Below are 22,136 nucleotides of genomic sequence, written 5' to 3' on the forward strand. Positions count from 1 at the left end.
GGCCCTGCCCCCGGAGATCCGCGCCTCCCTGCGCCAGGCCGTCGATGCGCGCATGGCGGAAGCGCGCGAGGCGGAGACCGCCCTCGCCACGCGGCGGGCCGACCTCGCCCTCCTCCTCGATGCGCCGGAGATCGACGCTCCCGCCACGCAAGCGGCGGCCTCCGGCCTCGCCGAGACGATCACCGCCCATCAACAGGGGCTCGGCGCCATCACGGCCGATCTCCAGCGGGACGACGCGGCGCGGGAGCGGGCGGCCGGGTTGGAGGCGACGATCGCCGGGGCGCGGGCCGATTACGCCGTCTGGGAGGCGGTGAACGAGGCGGTGGGCTCCGCCAGCGGCGTCAAGTTCCGCCTCTTCGCCCAAGGGGTGACGCTGGAACATCTGGTCCGGCTCGCCAACGAGCACCTGCTGGCCTTGAGCCCGCGCTACCGGCTGGTGCGCGGCGACCCGGCCAACCTCTCCCTCCACGTGGTCGACCGCGACATGGGCGAGGAGGTGCGTGCCACCCGCAGCCTCTCGGGCGGCGAGCGCTTCCTCGTTTCCCTGGCCCTCGCCCTCGCTTTGTCCGGCCTGGAGGGCCGCGATTCCTTCGTCGACACGCTCTTCATCGACGAGGGCTTCGGCTCCCTCGACGCCGAGACCCTCGACCTCGCGGTGGACGCCCTGGAGACGCTCCAGGGCCGGGGCCGCAAGGTCGGCGTCATCACCCATGTGGCGGCGATGATCGAGCGCATCGCCGTGCAGGTCCGCGTGGAGAAGCGCGGCAACGGCCGCAGCGTGGTGAGTGTCGTGGAGGCTGGGGCGGGGTGAGGCTGCTGACCGCCTCTGGCCGGTACGAGCGCCGCCGTGATCGAGATCAGCTTGGGTACCCATACTCAACGTCGGAGAGCGAAACGACCGGTCGGCTTTCAGGCGGGGCGATGGTGAATGCACCATCGGCAAGGATTCCTCGCCTTTCCCGCAATCGATGCAGAAGTGGGAAAGCACCGCTACTGCATCACCAATCCACCATCGACTGCGTACTGGCTACCGGTCACGTAGGACGCATCGTCGGACAAAAGGAACAGGGCAACGGCTGCGGCTTCGTCGGGTGTGCCGGCACGTCCGAGGGGGACTTGTCCGATCACGAACTGCTCGAAACCTCGTTTCGCCTCATCCGGTAGGAAGTGGCGGAAATTGGTGTCGATAGGCCCCGGCACGACGACGTTGACGCGGATGCCGCGCGGCGCGAGCGCGGTGGCCCATGATCGTGCCATCGCGACGAGAGCGCCTTTGGTCGCTGCGTAGAGGCCGGTCGCGGCGGCTCCCTCGTAGGTGGACGACGACGACGTGACGACGACCGACGCCCCCGCGTTCAAATGCGGAGAGAGAGCCGCGAGTTGAAGTACCGGCCCCCGGACATTCGCCGCCATCATGCGATCGAACGCATGGGCATCCACCTCCTCCGGAGCCCCGAGGGCGGCATGGCCGGCGTTCAGCCACAGACCATCCAGCCCGCCTGCGACCTGCGCGATCTCCGCCAGCGCAACGGCCGCAGTGGCGATGGCAGCATCATTCGCGATCGCTTGCCCCTTGGCGCCAAGAAGACGGCGCGCCTCGCGGATCCGAGCCTCGTTCAACCCGGTGACGATGACCTCGCCACCTTCTGAGACGATGCGCCTGGCACCTGCCAGCCCCATGCCGCTCGTTCCGCCCGTTATCAGGACGCGCTTGTCGTTGAATCTCGCCATTGATAAAATAGAGCCTGCCTGAGTTGCTTGTCCAAGTCTCTACCTCATCCTGAGGTGCCGCGTAGCGGCCTCGAAGGAGCCCTCCAGAGATCGCTTTGGTTTCTGGAGAGCTTCTTCGAGGCCCTTTGCTCAAGTAAAGGTCACTTCAGGATGAGGAGGTCTTATTTGGACGATCTGATTTGATAGAATCATACGCTGGGAAAATCAGATCAAGCAGGCTCTTAGCAGGCTGAATCGCCGCTGGCAGTCGCCGTGCGGCGACGCCCTTCTTCCGTGCCGGCCGCCCTGATCCTCGTCCCGAGGCAGGGCGGGCAGGAGCCTCAAACGAAGAACCCCGAATCGACCTGCGAGACGCGGATGTGGTCCAGTTCGACCGTTCCCCCGCCCGACAGGGCGAGCAGGGCATAGCCGTCGGAGGACTGGCCGAGGGAGTAGGTCTGGCCGGAAAGGTCGATCCGGTCTCCGCTCGAGGCGCTGAAATCGAACAGCCTGTCGTCGCCCGAATGGAGGCCGAACACGGCTCGGTCGGCGCCCGCGCCGAGGAACAACACATCGTCGCCGCGTCCCCCGGTCAGAACGTTGCTGCCCCGGCCGCCGATGAGAACGTCGTCGCCCCATCCACCATGGAGCGTGTCGTTGCCCGCGCCGCCATCAAGCCGGTCGTTGCCCTGGCCGCCGAGGAGCGTGTCCGCGCCGCCATTGCCATAGAGCCGGTCGTTTGCGGCACCGCCGTTCAGCACGTTGCCGCCCGCATTGCCCCGCAGGGCATTCGCCAGATCGTTGCCGGTGGCCCTGGCGGCGTCGCCCATGAGGATCAGGTGCTCGACATTCTCGCCGAGGGCGTAGGAGACGGTGCTGCGGACATAGTCGGTGCCCTGACCGGCCCTCTCCACCACCATGTCGCGCCCGTTATCGACGAGGTAGGTGTCGTTTCCGGCAAGGCCGAACATCTTGTCCGAGGAGAGACCGCCGTCGAGGCGGTTATCGGCCGTGTTGCCGACGATCCGGTCATGCCCCCGGCCGCCGATGGCGTTCTCGATCAGGGAGCGGAGATCGCCCTGGTGCAGGAGCGCGTTGGCGACGTTGCCGAGCGCGATCGCGTCGCCGCCGCTATAGGCCTGGTGGTTGACGAGTTGCGCGGTGGAGAAGGTCGAGAAGGCTCCCGGGCGCAGGTCCACGTCCAGGGCTGTCGCATAATTGGAGAGATCGTAGGTGTCCCGGCCGTCGCCGTCCCAGACCGTCATCGAGATCTTGTTGGAGGTGGGAGCGCCCTGGCCGATGCCGTCGATGGACAGCTCGCCGGTCTTGGTGTCCCAGCGATAGGTCGTGTCGCCACTCTGGGTCTGGAAATTGGCGCCGTAGAGAAACTGCAGGGCCGCGATGTCGTCCTGCATGTAGGTCTGAGGCTGGTTGAACCCCTCGCCTTCGAACGAAACGCCGAGATTGGTCGGGTCGGACCGGTAGGTCATCAGCGACCAATCCTGCCCGTCCTTCTCCAGGGGAAGCGCCGCCGTGCCGTAGCGGGGCGGGCTGCCGGCGAGGCCGAGCTCGGCATTCAGAGGGGCGTCCGTATAATCCTGATGGCCATGCTTCAGGCCGAGCGCATGCCCGATCTCGTGCATGTTCGTCGCCTGCCCCCAGTTTCCGATCACCGGAACGCTGTAGAACGGCTGGTCGGTATAGGTGCCGAACCAGACATCCCCGGCCTGGAGATTGCTCGACGGAAAATTGGCATGGGCCGATCCTTCGTCAATCCAGGAGGTCTGGCTGAAACGCAGCTCGGCATGAACCGTGCCGGTCTCGGTGATCTCCTGGAAGGTCAGGTTGGTATAGGAAGAGACGAGGTCGAGGGTGTAGCGCGTCGCCTCCTGCTGCTGCGGATTGAAGGGCTGGTGATAGACGGGGTCGCCACTCTGGTACGGATCACTCTCGTAGCCGGACCCTTCGTAGAAGCTCCCGCTCGCCGGAAAGCTGTAGGTCAGCGTGCCGATCGTCCATTTCGAGCCGATCAGAACACCATCGATATGATCGTCGCCGGCGAAATGATACGTCCCGTCGCGGTCCTTAGACTGAAGCAGCAGGGCCGTCTTTCCGTCGCTGCGGCTGGCTTGTGCTGAACTCGGTACGGCCATCGTCTCGCGCCTTCACAATCGAGTATGATTGTCCGCGCCGTGATGGTCAGCCAGGGGGATGATTCGTATCGACGGCGCTCAGGACGAAGGTCATAGGGCCTGACCGCTTAAAGAGTGGGTTAAAAACTGCGACGATCGGGGCCGGCCCGACGGACCATGCGGGCCGATACCCGGCGGGTCGCCTGGCATTGGCGCGAAAACGGGACGCCAGCGCGAAAAACCCACGGCGTCCTGCCTCGAACGGCCCTGTCGCCCGGCTTTCGACAGGCCCGTCGCCTGGTCAGCCGGCGGGCGGAGTGAGGACCAGCTTGCCGACGAAGGGGGCGTCGGCATTGCGGGTGCTGGTGCAGCCATAGGCCGTCTCGCCCGCCTTCATCGTCCGCAGCCGCAGGACGCCCTTGCCGTTCTGCTTCACGGTGTAGCCCTTCTCGCTCATGACATGGACGAGGTCGCCATCCGCGTGCAGCACCTTGGCGTTCTCGAACTGGCCATCGGCGGTGATCGTCACCGGGGCGTTCGCCGTGCTCACGATATGGAGCTCCACATTCGTATCGGCGGGCAATCTCAGCTCGGCCGGTGCGCAGACGGGCTTTCCGTTTTCGAGCGTCACGGTCAGCTCGACCGGCGGCATCGCATCGCTCGCCGGTGGCGCCAGAGGCTTGCTTTGAGAATAAGCAGGGCCTGCGATGAGTGCAGCCACCATGACGGCAAGGCTTCGACGAATCGTCATCATCGTTGTCGGCTCCGATTGCTTCGCATCCCGGCGGTGCGCGGTGTCGCTCTGACAAGAACGACCACCCGTCCCTGTTCCGGGCTGCGACGAAGCGAGCCCCCTCCCCGGCGCTCCCACCGGGCCTCGGCCCGATGAGCGCATGTCAGCCGGCGGCGAGGGGCGAGCGATCGAAACCGTCGAGGAGATCCTGCGGGTCGCGGTAGAGGGCGATGCAGCCGGCCCTCGAAAGGTCCGCCGCCGAGACGCCGCCGCACAGGACGCCGATGGTCGACAGGCCGGCCTTGGCGGCGGCCTCCGCATCGTAGGGGGTATCGCCGACCACGAGGATGGAGCTTGCCTTCAGGGGCGCGAGTTTCTTCAAAGCCGCCTCGAAGATGTCGGGATGGGGTTTGGAGCGTTCCGCGTCGTCCGATGTGGTCACCACGTCGACGAGATCGGCGATGCCCAGGATCTCCTGGTAATGCTCGACTTCGTCCTTCTTGCCCGACGACCCCAGGGCGATCCGCATGTCCGCCGCCCCGATCCGCTCGAACAGGGCGCGCACCCCGGGGAACGGCCGCACCCGGTCGAGGTAGTCGCGCTTGAACAGGTCGGAGCGGTAGGCCTCGATGGTCTTGCCCTCGCGCTCCACGCGCTCCGGCGGCAGGAACACCGGCATGAGTTCATCGCCGCCCTTGCCGATCTGGCGCCGGACCGCGACGAAATCGGCCTCTACCCCGAAATGGGCGAAGGCCTCGACCCAGGCCTGGGCATGGAGATCCACGCTGTCGAGCAGCGTGCCGTCGATGTCGAAGATCACTGCGCGCATGTGAGGCCCTCCCGCGCCGACAACCATCTTGGGGAATGCGCCGTTCCGCGATGCGGATGCCACGGACCGAGGGATGGCGGTCGAAGAGGGGGTCGCGTGGCGGTCGAAACGGGGGGTGCGTGGCGGTACCGGGCGGATCGCCGTTGCTGTCCGGACCCCGCTCAGGGTGTGGCGGCGTGCCGCCTCGAGACACCAATAAGCATTATCATGCTATATTTTTCCTCGCTCAGGCCAGGTGTATGGCACTTTTTTGCTTTATCTCACGGAGCGCCGTTTGCCCGATGATGAGCCACCGCTGTCTCGACCCCCACGATTCCTACGCACAGGCGGAGGTGTTGGTCACGTTCGAGGGGGTATTCCCGGACGTCCATCTCCTCTCGGCCATCGACGGCGAAGGTGACGACATCCTTCCGGACCTGATCGACGAGCAGAGGCGCGACCTGATCCAAGAGATCGCCGAGTTCCACTACGGAGCGCGGTCGGCAGCGTGACCAACGATCGCCGCAAGACCTTCGACGACGCTGCCTTGCCCTCGGCGCCGTCCTCACGTTCTGTCGCGCATCGCCTCCAGAGCGCCACCACCTCCTGCGCCGCTCAAGGGGCGGGCTTCACCCAGCCGGCGCCGAGCGCCAAAACCTGTTACGTTTCAAAGTCTTGAGTGAGTTCGAGCGTCGGCTCGCCGATGCGGACCGGCTCAGCTCTTCGTCCCCTGGAAGGGACGAAACAACCAGGCGAGGCGCTTGGCATCGGCCTCTTCGCCCTCGGCAGGCTCGGTCGGCGCCTCTTCGGCCCCGGCCCCGGCCAGCTTCCCGGCATCCTCGTCTTCCAGCGTCTCGACCATCTGTTCGAGCAGCGGCGGCAGCCTGACCTCGTACTTTTCGAGAATGATGGCCGCGTCCAGCAAGGCGTGAATGTGAGCTTTTGGAATGGGTTGGCTGGCGATCTGCGCGCTGAGGACGCGGTCCGCCAGAAGGCTCGCGAGGCGTGACACCTCGGACAGCCGCCCGGCGGGGTCCGCGGCGGCGGAGGACGGCTCCGGGCTCTCGGTCATGACAAATGTTCCTCCCCCACCAAGTGCTTACCCCATTAACCGCCATCCCCCTACATGCGCCAGACGCTTCGTTGTCCCGGCGGACGAACCACCGTGCCGGCGGCCTCGAAGCTCCATTATTTTGGGCATCGGCCTGCGCGGCCGGGGCCGCGGCCCGAACCGCGCCACCCTCGTTTCTCAGGCCGCCCGTTGTGATAGGGGTTATTTCGCCCGCCGTGGTGGATGCCGGTGCGATAGCGTATAAGCGAAGATGATGTTTCTGAGTGCCTGATATTGACCGAGTTCGAGAGCGTAAGCCGTCGCATACGCCACTCGATAGCAGACCTAAAACTCGGGCTAGGCTGGGCGTTGGATAGTGACCCTTTGCGGAAGCTGGGAAGGTCCGCTTCAGGGCTGTCCTCAAAACGGGACGAGGACCAGGATGGGTGGGTTCCTGCCTGTCCGCTTTCGGACGAGAGATCATAGAAGCTGACGTGCATTCATGTGTGGCTTCAAGGCGATCACGCGTGGACATAGTCCCAAACCTTGGCGATCACGACCGACCCCTCGCCCACCGAGGATGCGACGCGTTTGACCGAATTGGCGCGCACATCGCCCACCGCAAAGATGCCGGGCTGCGACGTCGCGTAAGGCGAGGTTTCGCCGATCGCCTCCCCGGTCAGCACGAACCCGTTGGCATCGAGCTTGGCCAGGCCGGAAAGCCAGCCAGTATTTGGCGCGGCGCCAACCATCACGAACAGTGCACAGGTCGAGACCCTGCGCAGGGTGCCGTCGGCGACAGTCCGGACCGTCACCGCTTCGAGATGATCCGCACCCTGCAGGGCGGTCACCTCCGCCCCGTACTCGATCGTGATTGCGGGATCCGCCTCCAGGCGGTTGGACAGGTAGCTGGACATTGAGGTGGCGAGGGATTGTCCGCGCACCAGGAGGCGCACATGGCCCGCCGAGCGGCTGAGGAACATTGCCGCCTGCCCGGCCGAGTTGCCGCCGCCGATGACGATCGTCTCGGTGTTCCCGCAGTAGCGCGCCTCGATTTCCGTCGCGGCGTAATAGATGCCCGCGCCCTCGAAGGCTTCGAGGCGGTCGATGGGCAAACGCCGGTACTGCACGCCCGTCGCGGCGATGACCGCGCGCCCGCGAACCCGCTGGTCGTTGTCGAATGTCGCGCAGAAGGCATCGTCTTCGAGCCGCTCCAGCTTCACCACCCGACGCGGCATCGCGAACCGCGTCCCGAACTTCATCGCCTGGACCTCGCCGCGCCAGACCAGGTCGGCGCCGGAGATGCCGGTCGGGAAGCCCATATAGTTCTCGATGCGGCTTGACGTGCCGGCTTGGCCGCCGACTGCCAGGTCCTCGATAACCAGAGCTCGGAGCCCCTCCGCCCCGGCATAGACGCCGGCCGCCACGCCGGCGGGGCCGCCGCCGACGATGAGCACGTCGAAGGCCTCGTCGTCGACGAGGTTGTAGTTCAGGCCGAGCAGCTGCGCGATCTTGTCGGGGGTCGGATCCGTCACGACGACGTCCCGGCCGAAGATAACGGCCGGCCGACCGGAGGAAATCGCACAGCTTTCCGCGATGGCTCCCGCTTCCGGGGTGCCAAGCGCGTAGGATCGGTAAGGGAAGCGGTTACGGCTTGCGAATTCCGCGATCCGCCGGACGGCCCTGTCGTCGTCCTCGCCGATCAGGACCAGCGTACCGTCGCGCGAATCGAGCTGCCGCCGCCGCCGAGCCGCCAGCACCGTGATGACGATGTCCGACATTTCGGGGATTTCGGACATCAGTCGCAGCATGTCGGCCCGCGGCACCTCGATGACGCGTGTGTCGATGACCGCCCGCATGGGCATCGACCAGTTGCCGCCGTTCAGGATCGAGATTTCTCCCATGAACTGCGTCGGCCCGAGGGTCGAGGGAAGATGGCGCTCATCGGTGAAGGGGTTCACCACTTCGATCTCGCCCTCGATGACGTAGACGAAGCGGTCGGCCGGCTCGCCGGCGCGGGCGAGGAACGTCCCGGTTAGGTAGAGCCGCTCGGCGCCGAGGGTCCGGAGCGCGGCGACATGCGCGGCGGCCAGGGGTACGCGCTGCATCTCGCGAAGGTCGCGGCCGATGGTTTCCATGTCTTCCCCCATCGTACGATCGGAAGCAGAATCGATCGCGCATCTTCGTCCGGCAAGACGTGCGATCTTGCGACGGGTACCACACCGGTCCGCCTGCGCATCGGCCCTCGAACAGTCTCCTCCGCGTTTGCCGGCCGACGGAGTACGTACATCAACCGGCGAGTTGACGGAGTTCGCCCCGGGCAATGCCGACGAGTGTGCGCATCGCGAGACCGGCGACGATCACCGTGGCAAGGCCGAGCAGCAGCAGCGCCAGCGCATCCGCGGCGATTGCCTGAGCATGCCCCGCATAACGTAACGCTGCTACCGCCATGGCGGCGATCGGGAAGCTCACAGCCCACCACGAGATCCGGAACGGGCAGCACCGCGGCAGATCGCGCAGTCGGCCCACAAGTACGGCAAAGACGAACAGGGCGATGAGGAAAAGTGCCTCCGCGAAAGCGTCGACCCGGCCGAACGTCGCGACATAGCTAGAGAAACCGACCGCGAAGGGGGCCACGAGGATCATCAGAGTGGGCCGCTGGGCCGGGACCAGGGGCTCCTCGAACACCAGTCGCGCAAAAACCAGGGTGAAGAGGGGGACAGCAAAGAACAACCCGATGCTCAATGAGAACATCATCAGGGTCTGGGTATGCGGCAGTCCGAGCGCCGGCCCCGCCAGTGGCACGTCGAGAAGGCCGACCACCGGCACGATCCAGGCCGGCGTCGCGTGAGCGAGCTGGTGCCGGCTGCCCATCCAGCGGCTGACGATTAGGAAGGCGAACAGGATCATCCCGCCGGCGCCGAGTATCCAGGCCGCCGCCGCCAGGAACGGGCTGAGTGGCTGGAGCACGAGGGGTAGCAGGAGCAGGCTGATCAGCACCGTCCCGAAGAGGTTCCCGGCGATCGGGTGCCGGAACTCGCTCTGGACGCTCGTCCACGCGGTCACCGCCTTGGCGCCGTAAGCCACTGCCAGGAGGCCGAATACGGCGAGCGCGCTCCAGCCGATCCCATCGCCGATGACCCGGGGCAGACCATACCGGGCGCTTGCCAGCCGCCATCCGATGCTGAGCCCCGTCAGTCCCATCACGGAACCGAACAAGCTCACCGGCAGGTAATCGAACGGAGGTTTGCGCGCCGCGGAGGCAAGCCGCAGGTCGTCTGCGGCAACAGGCATTGTCATCGCCGCGCTTTCTCCATGCAGGCCCCCGGGGTGACATCCGACGTGAAGCGATCGGGATCAGGCACCGGACAACCGGGATTTCGCGAGTGGCAGGCTGCGGATGCGCTGCCCCGTCAGCATCGCGACGGCGTTGACCACGGCCGGGGGTACGCCGGGCAGCCCCGGTTCGCCGACCCCACCCATCGGCGCCCCGCTTTCGACGATGGCGACATGGACGCGCGGCATGCGCTCGCGGTCGAGGATGGGATAGGCATCGAAGTTGCGCGCCTGACGCTGCCCGTCCTCGTAGACGACCTGCTCCAGGAGCGTCGAGGAAAGCCCGAGGGCGGCCGCGCCCTCCACCTGCCGCTTAACGATGGCGGGGTTGACCACGCTGCCGGGATCAATGGCGATCCAGAGGTCATGCACCCGCGCTTCACCGTCCTTCAGCGAGACTTCGGCAATGGTCGCCGTCTCGGAACCAAAGGGCGATGCCATGGAGACACCGCGCGCCCGACGCGTCCCGTCCGCCGCCTGGAACGTCCCGCCCTTCCAGCCACCGGCCAGATCGGCGACGGCCCGAAGAAGGGTCCGGTGGCGTGGACTGTCCTTCAGAAGCGCCATGCGGAGCGCGAACGGGTCTTTGGCTCCGGCAGCCGCAATCTCGTCGAGGAAGCTTTCGTAGAAAAAGTCGTTCATTGAATGACCGACCGAGCGCCAGAAGGCGATCGTGACCGGGTGCGGCACCTTTACATAATCGAGGCGCCGGTTGGGAATGGCGTATGGTTTCTTGTCCAGACCTTCCACGACAGACGAATCCACCGGCGACTTGAACAGGGAACCGAACCAGCGTCCGATAGGCCCTTCGCCCACCGCCGTCGTTTGCAGAGCTACAGGCATCCCGTCGCTGCCGAGAGCCGCGCGGAATCGGGCGAAGCTCAAGGGACGCACCGCATCCATGCCGAACTCCTCCTCTCGCGACCACAGCACCCGAACCGGGCACCCGGTCGCCTTGGCCAGTAGGATCGCCTGTGGAAACGGATTTGCGGGCCCGTAGTAGAAATGGCGCCCGAAGAAACCGCCGAGCATCGGCGAGTGGATGCGCACCTGCGCCGGCTGAACTCCCGCCGTTCCGGCCGCGACCTGTTGGAAGAGTTCCGGCATCTGGTTGGGCAGCCATAGGTCGAGGCTGCCATCCGCCTCGAACCGGGCGATGGCCGAGGGGGGCTCAAGCTGGGCATGCGCGAGGTAGGGCGCATCATATTCCGCCTCGATGACCTTCGCTGCCGAAGCGAAGGCGCCCGTCACATCGCCGTCCTGCTCGGCGGCGATGCCGGGCTCTGTCGTGGATTTCAGGGCTGCGAGCATTGCAGCCGACGAGAAGGATTGAGAGACCGTGGCAATCCCGTCCCGAGCGGGGCTCGTCCAGGTCACCTGCAACGCCTCCGCGCCCTTGCGTGCCCGCCACCAGGAGTCCGCCACGACTGCCACCGCGCCGGGCAGGCGATGAACCGAGTCGATGCCGGGCATCGCACGGATGTCGCCCTCGTTGGCGATGGTCTCGGGCTCCGTACCGAGATGCGGAGCGTGCTGGATCGCCGCGTGGAGCATCCCGTCGAGGCGGATGTCGATCGCGTAGACCGCCCGGCCGGTGGATTTGTCCCGCATATCGAGCCGCGCGACCGGCTTGCCGATCCATCGGAAGCTCTCGGGGTCCTTAAGCGCTACGTCGTCCCGTGGCTGGAGGGCGAGCGCGGCGGAGGCGAGTTCGCCGTAGCCGAGCGACCGACCGGAGGCGGCGTGGATCACCCGGCCGTCATCGGTGGCGAGTTGACCCTGCGGGACGCCGAGCTTGGCCGCCGCGGAACGCAGCATCATCTCGCGGGCCGTGGCGCCCAGGCGCCGCATGGCCGCGTAGCTGGAACGGGTCGAAAAGCTTCCCCCCGTCATGCGCAAACCGTTGACGACGGCGTAATCGGGGCCGGGTGGCGCGCATTCGACGGCAAAGCGCGCCGGGTCGAGGTCGAACTCCTCGCCGATGGTCTGAGCCAGGCCGGTATTGATGCCTTGGCCGCCCTCCACGAAGGGGCTCAACAGGCGCACCGTACCGTCAGGCCGCATCTCCAGAAAGGCCGCGACCCGCGTGCCGGGCTTGGGCGCGATGGCGGCCGCACCCTCGGGCCGCTCCCCGGCCCCCACGGGGTCGGGACCAAGGTCGACGCCGAGCACGAGTGCACCGGTGGCGGCACTGAGAAAGTTTCGCCGCGACAGGTTGCGGATAGGCTCGCGGCGGCCAGCGGTCGGCCACGAGGGCGTGAGATGGTTCATGGTGCCATCCCCCACTTAGGCCGCGGCCTGCCGCACAGCGGCGGCAATGGCATTATAGGTGCCGCAGCGGCAGAGATTGGTCATCGCCGAAGCGATATCGTCCTCGGTCGGTTTCGGTGTCCCCTTTAGGAGGCCGGTCGCCGCCATGACCTGGCCCGACTGGCAGTAGCCGCATTGCGGCACCTCGATGCCGATCCAGGCCGCGACGACCTTGGCGCCCACGGGATCCTGCTCGATCGCCTCGATGGTGGTGATGCTCTGCGTCCCGACGCTTTCCAGCGGGATCTGACAGGAGCGCGTCGTTTGTCCGTCGAGGAGGACCGTACAGGCTCCGCACTGACCGATGCCGCAGCCGTACTTGGTGCCGCTTAATCCGAGGGTGTCGCGCAGGACGAAAAGCAACGGCGTCTCGGGCTCGGCTTCGACAGCATGTGGGCGGCCATTGACCGTTAGCTTCACCATGGCCGCTTCACTCCGAAAGGTTCGCTCGACACTGCATCATGTATAAATCTGACTAGCACCGTCGCAAACGTCATAAACGCAGCGTTTTCGGACATGCAGCGGCTTCACGCGGCGTGCTTGTCTCGCAGCAGACTCTGCCGAATCTCCTGCGGGGTCTGCCCGTAGACCCGCAGGAAGGCACGGCGCATCCGCTCCCTGTCGGCAAAACCGGATTCCGCGGCGACCACATCGAGGGAGTGCCGGCTCCGCACCAGCAGAACCCGAGCGGCATCGGCACGCAGGCGCTCGATGACCTTGGCCGGCGACAGGCCGAACTCCGCCTGGACCGCTCGGTTGAACTGCCGGGGCGAGAGGCGGGCGGCATCGGCGAAGCGGGCCACGCTTAGCGGTTCTCGCAGATGGCCGCGCGCGAACAAAAAGGCCCGCTGAATCCGATCGGATTTGGGCTCCAAGTCTAGGAGATTGGAAGCCTGTGGCTGACCGCCGGAGCGCCGGCGATCGAGGAGCATCCGGCGGGCGACCTCGCGGGCCGCCACCGGCCCGAGGTCGTCTTCGACCAAAGCTAGGGCCATGTCGATGGAGGCCGTCATGCCGGCCGAGGTCCAAATCGCCCCATCCCGAACGTAGAGCTGGTCGGTCTCCACCCGTAGGTGGGGAAAGCGCAACGCCAGTTCCGCATTGTCGCGCCAATGGGCCGTCACCCGACGGCCCGCAAGAAGGCCCGCCTCCGCCAGCACGAAGCTGCCACGGCAGAAGGATGCGACACGCCGCGCCTGCCCGGCTACCCGGCACACGAACCCGAGGAGGATCGCTGAACCCGCCCCCGCGCCCGTGGAGGCTCCGACGATGAAGGTGTCAAACGCCGCCTCACCGGGCGTTTCGGTCATCACGGCAAAGCCCGCATTCGTCTGAACCGGACCGCCCGCTTCAGAGATGAGATGCAGGTCGTAGACGGGTTCGCCGGCAACGTTGTTCGCGACCTGGAACACCGCCATGGCCGAGAGCGACATCAGCTTCAGCTCTGGGATCGCTAGAACGCCGATGGTCAGCACGGCCTTCTCCCTGCGTCGAGTTTCACAGAAGTATTCAGTGAGATTAACAGATTTCGTAGAGGCAGTCTTCGATTCGGGACAGAGACCAGCTTCGCGACAAAGATCTCGGCTGCCCCGCGTTGGCGGGCCGACTTGAACCTGCTGCGCTCGGGGCCGCGAAGTCCAGGTCGGCCATTCGGCGTAAGGCGGCTCAACTGGCCCGATAACGGTCGGCCACCACGGCGCTCGACAGGTGTGGCAGCATCGCTTGGCGAGCGGCCTCCCAGGTCTCCCATTCGGCCCCCTCCATCAGCGATGGAACAGTGGCGAACTCGCCCCGGTCGAGGCCGACTAGCGCCGCGTCCACGAGATCGGCCGCAGACATGACCCACCCCTCGGGAAGGTTGCTGGACGGCAGCCCGGCGATGTCCCAGAACTCCGTGCCGGTCGCCCCCGGAAGGACGACCTGCACGGCCACCCCAGTGCCGGCGAGTTCCTTGAGCAGTGACTGACTGAAGGCGAGGACGAAGGATTTCGTGCCGCCATAAACGCCGTTGAGGACCTCCGGGCCAATGGCGACGATCGAGGCGATATTGATGATCGTGCCGCTGCCGCGCGCTGTGAAACGTGGCACGGCCGCGTAGGTCAGACGCATCGGGGCCGTGACGTTGATCGCAATCATCTGCTCCATCTCGTCCACTGAGGCGGACGCCAGGGGCGCGGCGCTGCCGAAGCCGGCATTGTTGACCAGATGAGTGATGCTCGCATCTGTCTTCAGGATCGCTTCGACTTCTCGGCGTCCCTCCGCGCCCGCCAAGTCGGCCGCGACGACTCGGACCGTGATTCCATGGCGACCCGACAGTGTGTCCGCGACCGCATCGAGCCTCGCCCTGTTGCGTGCGACTAGGATGAGATCGTGGCCGCGCGCAGCGAAGCGGTCGGCGTAGACCGCACCGATGCCCGAGGAGGCTCCGGTGATGAGCACGGTTCCGGGCTGGTTACTCATGGTCCTAGTCCTTCGTAATACGCCGCTGGCTGTTTGCGACGGCACAACACTACGACTGGACGGCGATGTCTGAAATGACGTAAAAGCGTCAATTCAGGACATGAACGGTGGTGGTTTCGTTGCCAGAGGTCGGCTTCATTCTTGAGGACGGGTTCCAAGTCATGGGACTGGCCGCGCTATCGGCCTTCGAGTTCACCAACGTGGAACTCGGATACGAGGCCTACCGCCTGACAGTGATGTCCGAGTGTGGTGGAACGATCCGGTCGTCGCTGGGCATCCGAGTCGAGACGGTTCCTCTCACCGTCGCACCGGACACCTTGATGGTCGTCGGCGAGCTGCTTCCCCGCCCCATCACGCCTTCCCTGCGCAGCTACATCGCCGAGGCGGGTCAGACGTCCCGACGCGTCGCGGGACTGTGCACAGGAGCATTCGCGTTGGCCGAGGCGGGATTGCTCGACGGCCGTTCCGCGACCACGCATTGGGCCCATGCCAGGGACTTACAGGCCCGGTTTCCCCGCGTCCGCGTCGACGAAGACCGCATCTTCGTCTCCGACGGACCCATCTGGACATCCGCCGGGATGAGCGCGGCCATCGACCTGACACTCGCCCTGATCGAAGACGATCACGGCGCGGACCTGTCGCGGATGGTGGCGCGCAAGCTCGTCGTCTACCACCGCCGCCCGGGCGGCCAGTCCCAGTTCTCGGCGCTCCTCGAATTGGAGCCCCGCTCCGGCCGCGTCCGCCGCGCGCTCGTTTACGCCCGAGAGCATCTGGCCAATCCGCTGACCGTCGAGGAGCTCGCTGACGCCGCGAGCTTAAGTCCCCGACAATTCAGCAGGATCTTTCGCGAGGAGACCGGACAGTCCCCGGCCAAGGCCGTAGAGCGTCTCCGCCTGGAGGCTGCGCAACGCATGCTCGAAGACGGACGCCATGCGATGGATGTCGTTGCCCGCGACACAGGCTTTGCCGATCGCAATCGGATGCGGCGGGCTTTCCTGCGCATGTTCGGTCAAACACCGCAGAGCTTGCGTCGCGGCACGCGCGTCATAGAGCCGTCCTATACAAACTTACAGGCAACCAAGATAACGGAATGAGCGGCCAAGTGGTGTCTTGTTTTGAATTTGGCTTCGATCATTCGACTGCAGTCTCAGGCTCGGATGGTGGTCGAATTTGAAACGGCGAGAGGAACCACAAAAAGGCTTTGCTCGGGCTGGGAGTGTGCCAATAGCCCTCCCACTTCGCTGCGTTGCCGTGGCTTGACACTGCCATGGAGCATTGGGCAAGCCGAAGGCCAGATTACGCGTCTCAAGCTCTTGAAGCGCGCAATGTACGGCCGCGCCAATCTCGATCTCCTACGACGACGGTTCCTCCTCGCAGCCTAATTGACCAAACTCGGCAAAGAGCCGCAAACTGGTCCACTCTGAGCGCCAGTTTTTCGGGTATCCTGAACCCTGAAGGAGGGGGGATACCATGCCTCGCAAACGCTTCACGAATGAGCGGTCCGAGGCCCCCGGTCCCGAAAAGAAGCGCGCTGGTCGTTCGCGCAAGGCTGTCGCTGCCTGAGTGAGCCCTGGACGGCACTGTTCGCGGTCTAGGCCGATTGTGAAGTGGGAAGGCGAGCTTAGCCCCGCCGCCCCAATCTGATCACGAGGCCGGCGGGGTGGGTCGTCCATTTCACGTGTGAGCCGGTACGCAACTTGGCTCACCGGCAGAATAGGCGGCAGCGATGCGTGAGACGGCGGGTTCGCTTGGCCAGCCATCCCGGCCGACGCGCTTCATGCCCATTCTGTTAGACGCTAGTAGCCTAAGACCTCAGCGACCCGGCGCCGTACCAGGTGCTCCGGGGGCTCCGCCCGGTGTCGCCATGGCGGTGTAGCCCGAAGGAACCTTCAGCCGCGCCGCCTCTACCGGGCCGTAGGCTACCTGTGTCGCTTCCATGACCGTTGTCGGTGTACCGCCCGGTGGCGTGGTCGTCGTCCGCAGCAGAACCCCATCCTCCGTGATGCAAGACGTCCCCCGCCCCGGCCCGGCGGCCACCTCCCACTCCGTGCACGCTGTGCCGGCTACCGTGGCCGTCCCTTTGCGCGTGAAAGTCGCCCCCGGTGGCACGCCTTGCGTCATAGCCGCCACCGTCGCCGGTGGCATCGCCATCGTTGCCCGCTGTGCGTCCATCACCATCACGGCTGTGTTCGCCTTCCGGTCTACCAGCATCCATCCCATCCCGCCGGGCGGGTCGATCCGCTGCTTGCCGTCGCTGGCCGAGAACGCCATCTGCATCCCCTGCGGCGGTGCTGCCGTCCCTGGTACGCCGGCCATGCCCGGGGCGTTCATGCGGTAGGTGACCGTGACGTCGCGCGTTGGTTGCAGATTCGCCGGTTGGGCGAGGGCGGGCTGCGCGACAAGCGCAAGGGAGGCCATTGCGGTTAGAAGACGAATCATGAGGTTCCTTTCTGCTTCGAAGGCGCGGAAACTGGCCCGATCAGCCAAGCTTGTCCATGGGTTGGCATTCCCGGATGGTAGCGCTCATCAGCATGCGCACGATGGCAATGCACTTCTCGGCACATCCGTTCGTCGGGCGAGGTACTAACGCGTCGAGGCTTCCATGGCTCTCCGGTTGCCTGCTGTCGGCCAACCGGCAACCCTGCCCCGGCGTCGCATCGCCCCCAAGCGCGCTCATCGCCGGCATTTATAGCGCGCCATAGTCACACTATATCAGGTGATATGTGGCGACATATTTCAACGAACATCCGATATCATCAGTAATTACAAGAAAAAAACGATCTTCGAATAAAAATTTATCATTCTATTATTGCGGTCATGCCCGGGCATACACGTCCTTCTATCGTCGGCACGAGCCTCGACACGCACCAGCAGCGCCGGTGCCCTGGACGGGAACGACGCCGCCGGATGGTCGGGACAGGTGGGGACCTGGAACGGGCATTCGGATCTCGTGCGAGCCTCCTTCGTGACGATGATTCGCCAGCCCTCTGCCTCCCTCTGGACAGGGAAATGCTCCACCGCAGCCTCCGACGGCTGCGACGGGGCTTCACGAGGGATCGGCGGACCAGCCCGAAGACAGCCTGGAAGGCCCCGGCGGTCGACCCGGAGCGACTCAACAAGGAGGGATGCCTCCTCCTGACGCGCCCCTCCGTCTTTCCCCACATGCCGACCCGGCAACCTTCCGTGCCAATGCGGCCGACTTGTTCGAGGCCATCGCCAAGGGGAAGTCAGCCTCGACATCGGAGGCCGCTTCAAGCTGGCCAACGTCGTGGAGGCCCACGTCGCGGCGGAGGAGCGTCAATTTGGCGGCGCCTTGCTGATCTCTCCATAGGCGGTGACCCAGTCAGTCATCTGTATCCATAATTATGCTGGCCTGAAGTTTGCTGGGGTCGCCCTGCACACACGGAGGGTTCATGACGGCTCCTGGGGTTCAACTCCGCCTGGACGGTATCCGCAAATCCTTTCCCGGCAAGGGCGGGCCAGTGCCGGTGCTTGATGGGCTCAGCTTCGATATTTACGAGCGCGACTTCGTCAGCATCATCGGCCCGAGCGGCTGTGGCAAGACGACAGTGTTCAACGTCATCGCCGGACTTCTCGAGCCCGATAGCGGCACAATGACGTTTCGCGGCGAGGTGGTGCCGGGGCTGCAGGGCCGGGTCGGCTACATGATGCAGAAAGACCTCCTGTTTCCCTGGCGGACGGTCTTGCAGAACGTGATGCTCGGCCTGGAGATGAAGGGCGTCGACCGCGCCCAGGCCCTCGATACGGCCCGCGAGTACCTCTCGACCTTCGGCCTGTCGGGGTTCGAGAATGCCTACCCCAAGATGTTGTCCGGAGGCATGCGGCAGCGGACCGCCCTGATCCGGACCCTGATCATGGATCCCGACATCCTGCTCTTGGATGAGCCCTTCTCCGCTCTCGACTACCAGACGCGGCTCTACCTCGAAGGCGTTCTCCTCGACGCCGTGGAGACCTTCCACAAGACCGTCGTCCTGGTGACGCACGACATCGACGAGGCCGTCGCTCTGTCGAAGCGCGTCGTCGTCCTTGGCAATCGCCCTACCAAGGTGAAGTCCGTTCACGAGATCGGGCTCGATGCCCGTTCGCCGATCGGCGCGCGCAGCGATCCGCGCTTCTCCGACTATTTCCAAACCCTGTGTGGCGAACTCGAGATCCAGACCCGACAAAGGGCAGCCTGATGGCGACGCAGACATTAAAAACGTCGGAAGTCTTGCAGACCTCCCAAAATCCGAAGTCTTCCTCCGCAGCCTCAGTCCGACCCGCCAAGAAACCTGTTGCCCGGCGCCGCGCCAAGCCGGGCGCCTTTGCCCGGGCAGCCGATACGACACTCGGCCGAGGCGTCATCCAACTGCTGGCGGTCGCCGTGTTCTTTCTTGCGTGGGAGATCGCGGTCCGAGCCGGCTGGCTCACGGAATTCCTGGTGGGCGCGCCATCAGGCATCTGGCGGGTCTTTCTCGCCTCCATGCTGGACGGATCGCTGCCGGTCGACACCTGGTACACCGTGATCGAAGCGATCATCGGGTTCCTCATCGGAACGCTTCTGGGGTCGCTGGCCGGCCTCGGCCTGTGGTACTCGGCCTTCGTGGCGCGGCTCGTCGAGCCCTTTATCGTGGCGATCAACTCGGTGCCGAAGATCGCGTTGGCCCCGATCGTCATCCTGTGGTTCGGCACCGGCTTCGTCTCGAAGGTGGCGCTCGCGGTTTCTCTGACCGCTCTCGTCGCCCTCATCGCCGCCTATCAGGCCGCGCGGGACGCCGACCCCGACCTGCAGGCCCTGCTCGCCTCGATGGGCGCCTCGAAGAACCGCATTTTCAAGAGCGTGATCGTGCCCTCGACCCTGCCGGCCATCATCGGGATGTTCCGCATCAACATCGGCTTTGCTCTCGTAGGGGCGGTGGTCGGCGAGTTCATCTCGTCACAGCGCGGCCTCGGGCACCTGATCTATTCGGCATCGAGCCTCTACGACCTCAATACTGTCTGGGTCGGATTGTTCGTGCTGATGTTCGTGGGCTTCCTCCTCTACCACGTCATCGATTTCGCCGAGCGTCGCATCCTGCCTTGGCGGCAGATCAACACCGCCGGCCAGGTTCAGGTTTGATCTTCCCCCCGTCGATAGGGGCGCCGGCATCAGGTGTAACTGTCGGCGCACCCTGGGGCTAAGGCTCTCCAAACTCACCCATACCTAGACATTCCCGAAGAGGGCTCCCACGGATGATCCGTTCCAAGCATCTGCGTTTCTCGGCCTCCCTGGCAGCGACCCTGGGGTTTGCCAGTCTCGTGTCATTGCCTGCCCGTGCGGCGGACAAGGTCACGATCTCGCAAGCCTTCCAGTCGATGCTCTACCTGCCCTTCTACGTCGCCATGGATGGCGGCTTCTTCGCGGGCGAAGGCGTCGAAGTAACGAAGGAGACGGCGGGGGCGCCTGCCGTGGCGCTCTCGGCCGTGATCTCAAAGAGCGCGCAGTACTCGATCCACGGCCCCGAATGGACCGCCATCGCCGCCTCGAAGGGCGCGCCGGTCAACGTGGTGGCGAACGTGGTCAACGGAGCCGCAGTCTGGATCGCGACCGCTCCCGACGTGACCTTCAACGATGTGAAGGACCTGAAGGGTCAGAAGATCGTCACCGGGCTGATGCCGACCACCAGCACATCGCTGTTCCTGAAGCTCCTGAAGGAGAACGGACTGAAACCCGAGGACGTCGAGATGACCCAGGTCCAGCTCGGCTCCGAGCCGGGGCCGCTCCTCGCCGGCCAAGCCAAGATCGCGGTCATGTACGAGCCCGGCCTCGACCAGGTGGTGGCCAAGGGCATGAAGGTCGTGCTGGGCTTTCCAGAGCGCTACGGTCCCTACGCCTTCTCCTCCGTGAGCGCCCGCAAGGACGTCGATCCGGCCATCACCCAGAAAGTCGTCACCGGGATGCAGAAGGCGATCCGCTTCATGCATGCCGAGCCCGAGAAGACCATCGCCATCGCCAAGAAGCAGTTCCCCAACCTCGACCCCGCCGTCGTCGAAGCCGCGGTCAAACGCATGATGCGGGAGAAGGTCTATCCCGACAGCGTCGACATCTCCGCCGAGGCCCTGAAAACCGGCATGGAGACCCAGGTGGCACTGGGCAACCTCTCGGCCCTGCCCGACTACGCCACCTTCGTGCGCCGCGACTTCATCGAGAAGAGCCTCGCGGCGAACTGAGGCCGGAAACGTCCGAACGCTACGCCGCATCGGCGCGGCGTTCGGTTCCGCAAGACAACGGACTCGTTGATGCTCAACCACCTCGGTCTCGTCGACGCCCTGCGGGCGTTTCGCGATGGACACGTGTCCCCCGGCGATTACCTCGTGGCCTGCCATGATGCAGCCCGGGCGCGCTCGGATCTTTCCGCCTTCACCGTCCTCGCGGCGGATCCCGCGCCGGGAGACGGTGCCTGGGAGGGCATCCCCGTCGGGGTGAAGGACATCATCGCCACCGCCGACATGCCAACCACGAACGGCTCGCCCGTCTATGCCGACCACGTGCCCGCCGCGGATGCCTGGATCGTCGCTCGCCTGAAGTCCCTCGGGGCCTCCGTACTGGGCAAGACGGTCTCGACAGAATTCGCTTGGCGTCACCCGGGGCCGACGCACAATCCATGGAGGCGCGGGCACACGCCGGGCGGCTCGTCGAGCGGCTCGGCCGCTGCCGTAGCGGCCGGGATCGTTCCCCTGGCGCTCGGTACCCAGACCTTCGGATCGGTGATCCGGCCGGCCGCCTATTGCGGGGTCGTCGGCCTCAAGCCGAGCTACGGCGCAATTCCGAGGGTCGGCGTTCACCCGCTGGCCTCCTCCCTCGACCATGTCGGCCTGTTCACCCGCTCGGTCACGGATGCCGCCTTCGCCCTGGCGCGTCTGATCGGCCGAGACGAGGCGGACCTGCACGGCCGCCCATTGCCGGGCTTTTCCATCGACCTCGACACGGGATTGCCCCCCCGCGAGGCGCCGCGCCTGGCGCTGGTTCAGACCACGATCTGGGACAGGGCCGAACCGGAGCAGCGCGCGCTGCTCGACTCCGCGACGACAGCTTTCCGAACGGCCGGAGCCCATGTGTCCAACCTCGTGCTCCCCGCCGCGTTCGAAGTCCTGTGGGACTGCGCGCGCACTCTCCTCGCCGTCGAGGCGAGCGTCTGCTTCGGATCGCTGGTGGAGCGCTTTCCAGACCGGACGAGCCAGCCGCTCAAGGATCTCGTGGCGGAGGGGGCGCGGATCCCGGCCGTGGCCTACGTGGAAGCGCGTCGGCGGCAGGCCGATCTGCGGGCGGACCTCGATAGGGTGCTGGCAGGCTACGATGCAGTCCTGACCCTGCCCGCCGCCGGTCCCGCCCCGGAAGGGCTGGCCTCGACCGGTGACCCCGCCTTCTGCGTCCCCTGGACCTGCCTCGGCGTGCCGGCGGTCGCTCTTCCGGCTGGGGAGAGCCGAGGGCTTCCGCTCGGGATCCAGCTCGTCGGCACATACCGCAACGATCTGGCGTTGCTCCGCACGGCGCGCTGGTGCGAGACGGTTCTCGCACGTCCGATCACCTTTCCTGCCTCCTGAAAGCCGCACGCC

At 65.7% G+C, this 22,136-nt stretch carries 19 protein-coding genes; 7 read left to right on the forward strand and 12 right to left on the reverse strand.

Annotated elements, in window-relative coordinates; all coding sequences use genetic code 11:
* Positions 1 to 811 (forward strand): SbcC/MukB-like Walker B domain-containing protein (locus tag FV220_RS06440; protein ID WP_281406076.1); only part of this gene is annotated, 811 nt, incomplete at its 5' end.
* A gap of 179 nt (positions 812 to 990) precedes the next feature.
* On the opposite strand, the gene FV220_RS06445 is transcribed toward FV220_RS06440, so the two are convergent.
* The 4 genes from FV220_RS06445 to FV220_RS06460 all read right to left on the reverse strand — a co-directional run bounded on the left by FV220_RS06445 (position 991) and on the right by FV220_RS06460 (position 5,404).
* Positions 991 to 1,731, reverse strand: a complete 741-nt coding sequence (locus FV220_RS06445; protein WP_147830259.1) for an SDR family oxidoreductase — start codon at positions 1,729 to 1,731, stop codon at positions 991 to 993.
* A gap of 320 nt (positions 1,732 to 2,051) precedes the next feature.
* Positions 2,052 to 3,863: a M10 family metallopeptidase gene (locus FV220_RS06450; protein ID WP_147830261.1), complete on the reverse strand. Its 1,812-nt coding sequence runs from the start codon at positions 3,861 to 3,863 to the stop codon at positions 2,052 to 2,054.
* 280 nt (positions 3,864 to 4,143) lie between these two features.
* Positions 4,144 to 4,596 carry an anaerobic typically selenocysteine-containing protein gene (locus tag FV220_RS06455; protein WP_147830263.1) on the reverse strand — a complete coding sequence of 151 codons (453 nt, stop codon included), beginning with the start codon at positions 4,594 to 4,596 and terminating at the stop codon, positions 4,144 to 4,146.
* 142 nt (positions 4,597 to 4,738) lie between these two features.
* The gene (locus FV220_RS06460) at positions 4,739 to 5,404 is read right to left on the reverse strand and encodes an HAD family hydrolase (protein WP_147830265.1); all 666 of its coding nucleotides are present in this window, start codon (positions 5,402 to 5,404) and stop codon (positions 4,739 to 4,741) included.
* A 281-nt stretch (positions 5,405 to 5,685) separates the two neighbouring features.
* Between FV220_RS06460 and FV220_RS06465 the strand changes: the two genes are divergently transcribed.
* Positions 5,686 to 5,895, forward strand: a complete 210-nt coding sequence (locus FV220_RS06465) for a hypothetical protein (protein ID WP_018046052.1) — start codon at positions 5,686 to 5,688, stop codon at positions 5,893 to 5,895.
* Positions 5,896 to 6,098: 203 nt separating this feature from the next.
* On the opposite strand, the gene FV220_RS06470 is transcribed toward FV220_RS06465, so the two are convergent.
* The 7 genes from FV220_RS06470 to FV220_RS06500 all read right to left on the reverse strand — a co-directional run bounded on the left by FV220_RS06470 (position 6,099) and on the right by FV220_RS06500 (position 14,540).
* Positions 6,099 to 6,455, reverse strand: a complete 357-nt coding sequence (locus tag FV220_RS06470; protein ID WP_147830267.1) for a hypothetical protein — start codon at positions 6,453 to 6,455, stop codon at positions 6,099 to 6,101.
* Positions 6,456 to 6,955: 500 nt separating this feature from the next.
* Positions 6,956 to 8,572 (reverse strand): FAD-dependent oxidoreductase, encoded by a 1,617-nt coding sequence (locus tag FV220_RS06475; protein WP_147830269.1) that lies wholly within the window; start codon positions 8,570 to 8,572, stop codon positions 6,956 to 6,958.
* Between the two features lie 151 nt (positions 8,573 to 8,723).
* Positions 8,724 to 9,728, reverse strand: coding sequence for an SLAC1 anion channel family protein (locus FV220_RS06480; protein ID WP_147830299.1), 1,005 nt, complete (start codon positions 9,726 to 9,728; stop codon positions 8,724 to 8,726).
* Between the two features lie 63 nt (positions 9,729 to 9,791).
* Positions 9,792 to 12,041: a xanthine dehydrogenase family protein molybdopterin-binding subunit gene (locus FV220_RS06485; protein WP_147830270.1), complete on the reverse strand. Its 2,250-nt coding sequence runs from the start codon at positions 12,039 to 12,041 to the stop codon at positions 9,792 to 9,794.
* A 15-nt stretch (positions 12,042 to 12,056) separates the two neighbouring features.
* Complete coding sequence (locus FV220_RS06490; protein WP_147830273.1) at positions 12,057 to 12,503, reverse strand: (2Fe-2S)-binding protein; 447 nt, start codon at positions 12,501 to 12,503, stop codon at positions 12,057 to 12,059.
* 104 nt (positions 12,504 to 12,607) lie between these two features.
* On the reverse strand, positions 12,608 to 13,555 hold the full coding sequence (locus tag FV220_RS06495) for a helix-turn-helix domain-containing protein (RefSeq protein WP_308444972.1): 948 nt from the start codon (positions 13,553 to 13,555) through the stop codon (positions 12,608 to 12,610).
* Positions 13,556 to 13,745: 190 nt separating this feature from the next.
* Positions 13,746 to 14,540: an SDR family oxidoreductase gene (locus tag FV220_RS06500; protein ID WP_056147099.1), complete on the reverse strand. Its 795-nt coding sequence runs from the start codon at positions 14,538 to 14,540 to the stop codon at positions 13,746 to 13,748.
* Positions 14,541 to 14,659: 119 nt separating this feature from the next.
* Between FV220_RS06500 and FV220_RS06505 the strand changes: the two genes are divergently transcribed.
* Positions 14,660 to 15,634, forward strand: coding sequence for a GlxA family transcriptional regulator (locus FV220_RS06505; protein WP_147830303.1), 975 nt, complete (start codon positions 14,660 to 14,662; stop codon positions 15,632 to 15,634).
* A 718-nt stretch (positions 15,635 to 16,352) separates the two neighbouring features.
* Here the strand turns inward: FV220_RS06505 and FV220_RS06515 are convergent.
* Positions 16,353 to 16,979 (reverse strand): hypothetical protein, encoded by a 627-nt coding sequence (locus tag FV220_RS06515; RefSeq protein WP_147830275.1) that lies wholly within the window; start codon positions 16,977 to 16,979, stop codon positions 16,353 to 16,355.
* Positions 16,980 to 17,953: 974 nt separating this feature from the next.
* On the opposite strand from FV220_RS06515, the gene FV220_RS06520 reads away from it, so the two are divergent.
* The 4 genes from FV220_RS06520 to FV220_RS06535 all read left to right on the forward strand — a co-directional run bounded on the left by FV220_RS06520 (position 17,954) and on the right by FV220_RS06535 (position 22,124).
* Positions 17,954 to 18,739, forward strand: coding sequence for an ABC transporter ATP-binding protein (locus tag FV220_RS06520; RefSeq protein ID WP_056147103.1), 786 nt, complete (start codon positions 17,954 to 17,956; stop codon positions 18,737 to 18,739).
* A gap of 185 nt (positions 18,740 to 18,924) precedes the next feature.
* On the forward strand, positions 18,925 to 19,659 hold the full coding sequence (locus tag FV220_RS06525) for an ABC transporter permease (RefSeq protein ID WP_238253674.1): 735 nt from the start codon (positions 18,925 to 18,927) through the stop codon (positions 19,657 to 19,659).
* A gap of 113 nt (positions 19,660 to 19,772) precedes the next feature.
* Positions 19,773 to 20,750, forward strand: coding sequence for an ABC transporter substrate-binding protein (locus tag FV220_RS06530; RefSeq protein WP_056147106.1), 978 nt, complete (start codon positions 19,773 to 19,775; stop codon positions 20,748 to 20,750).
* A gap of 69 nt (positions 20,751 to 20,819) precedes the next feature.
* On the forward strand, positions 20,820 to 22,124 hold the full coding sequence (locus tag FV220_RS06535; protein ID WP_147830277.1) for an amidase: 1,305 nt from the start codon (positions 20,820 to 20,822) through the stop codon (positions 22,122 to 22,124).
* The last annotated feature ends 12 nt before the right edge of the window (positions 22,125 to 22,136 follow it).

Origin of the sequence: Methylobacterium sp. WL19 (assembly GCF_008040005.1) — a bacterium.
Taxonomy (GTDB): domain Bacteria; phylum Pseudomonadota; class Alphaproteobacteria; order Rhizobiales; family Beijerinckiaceae; genus Methylobacterium; species Methylobacterium bullatum.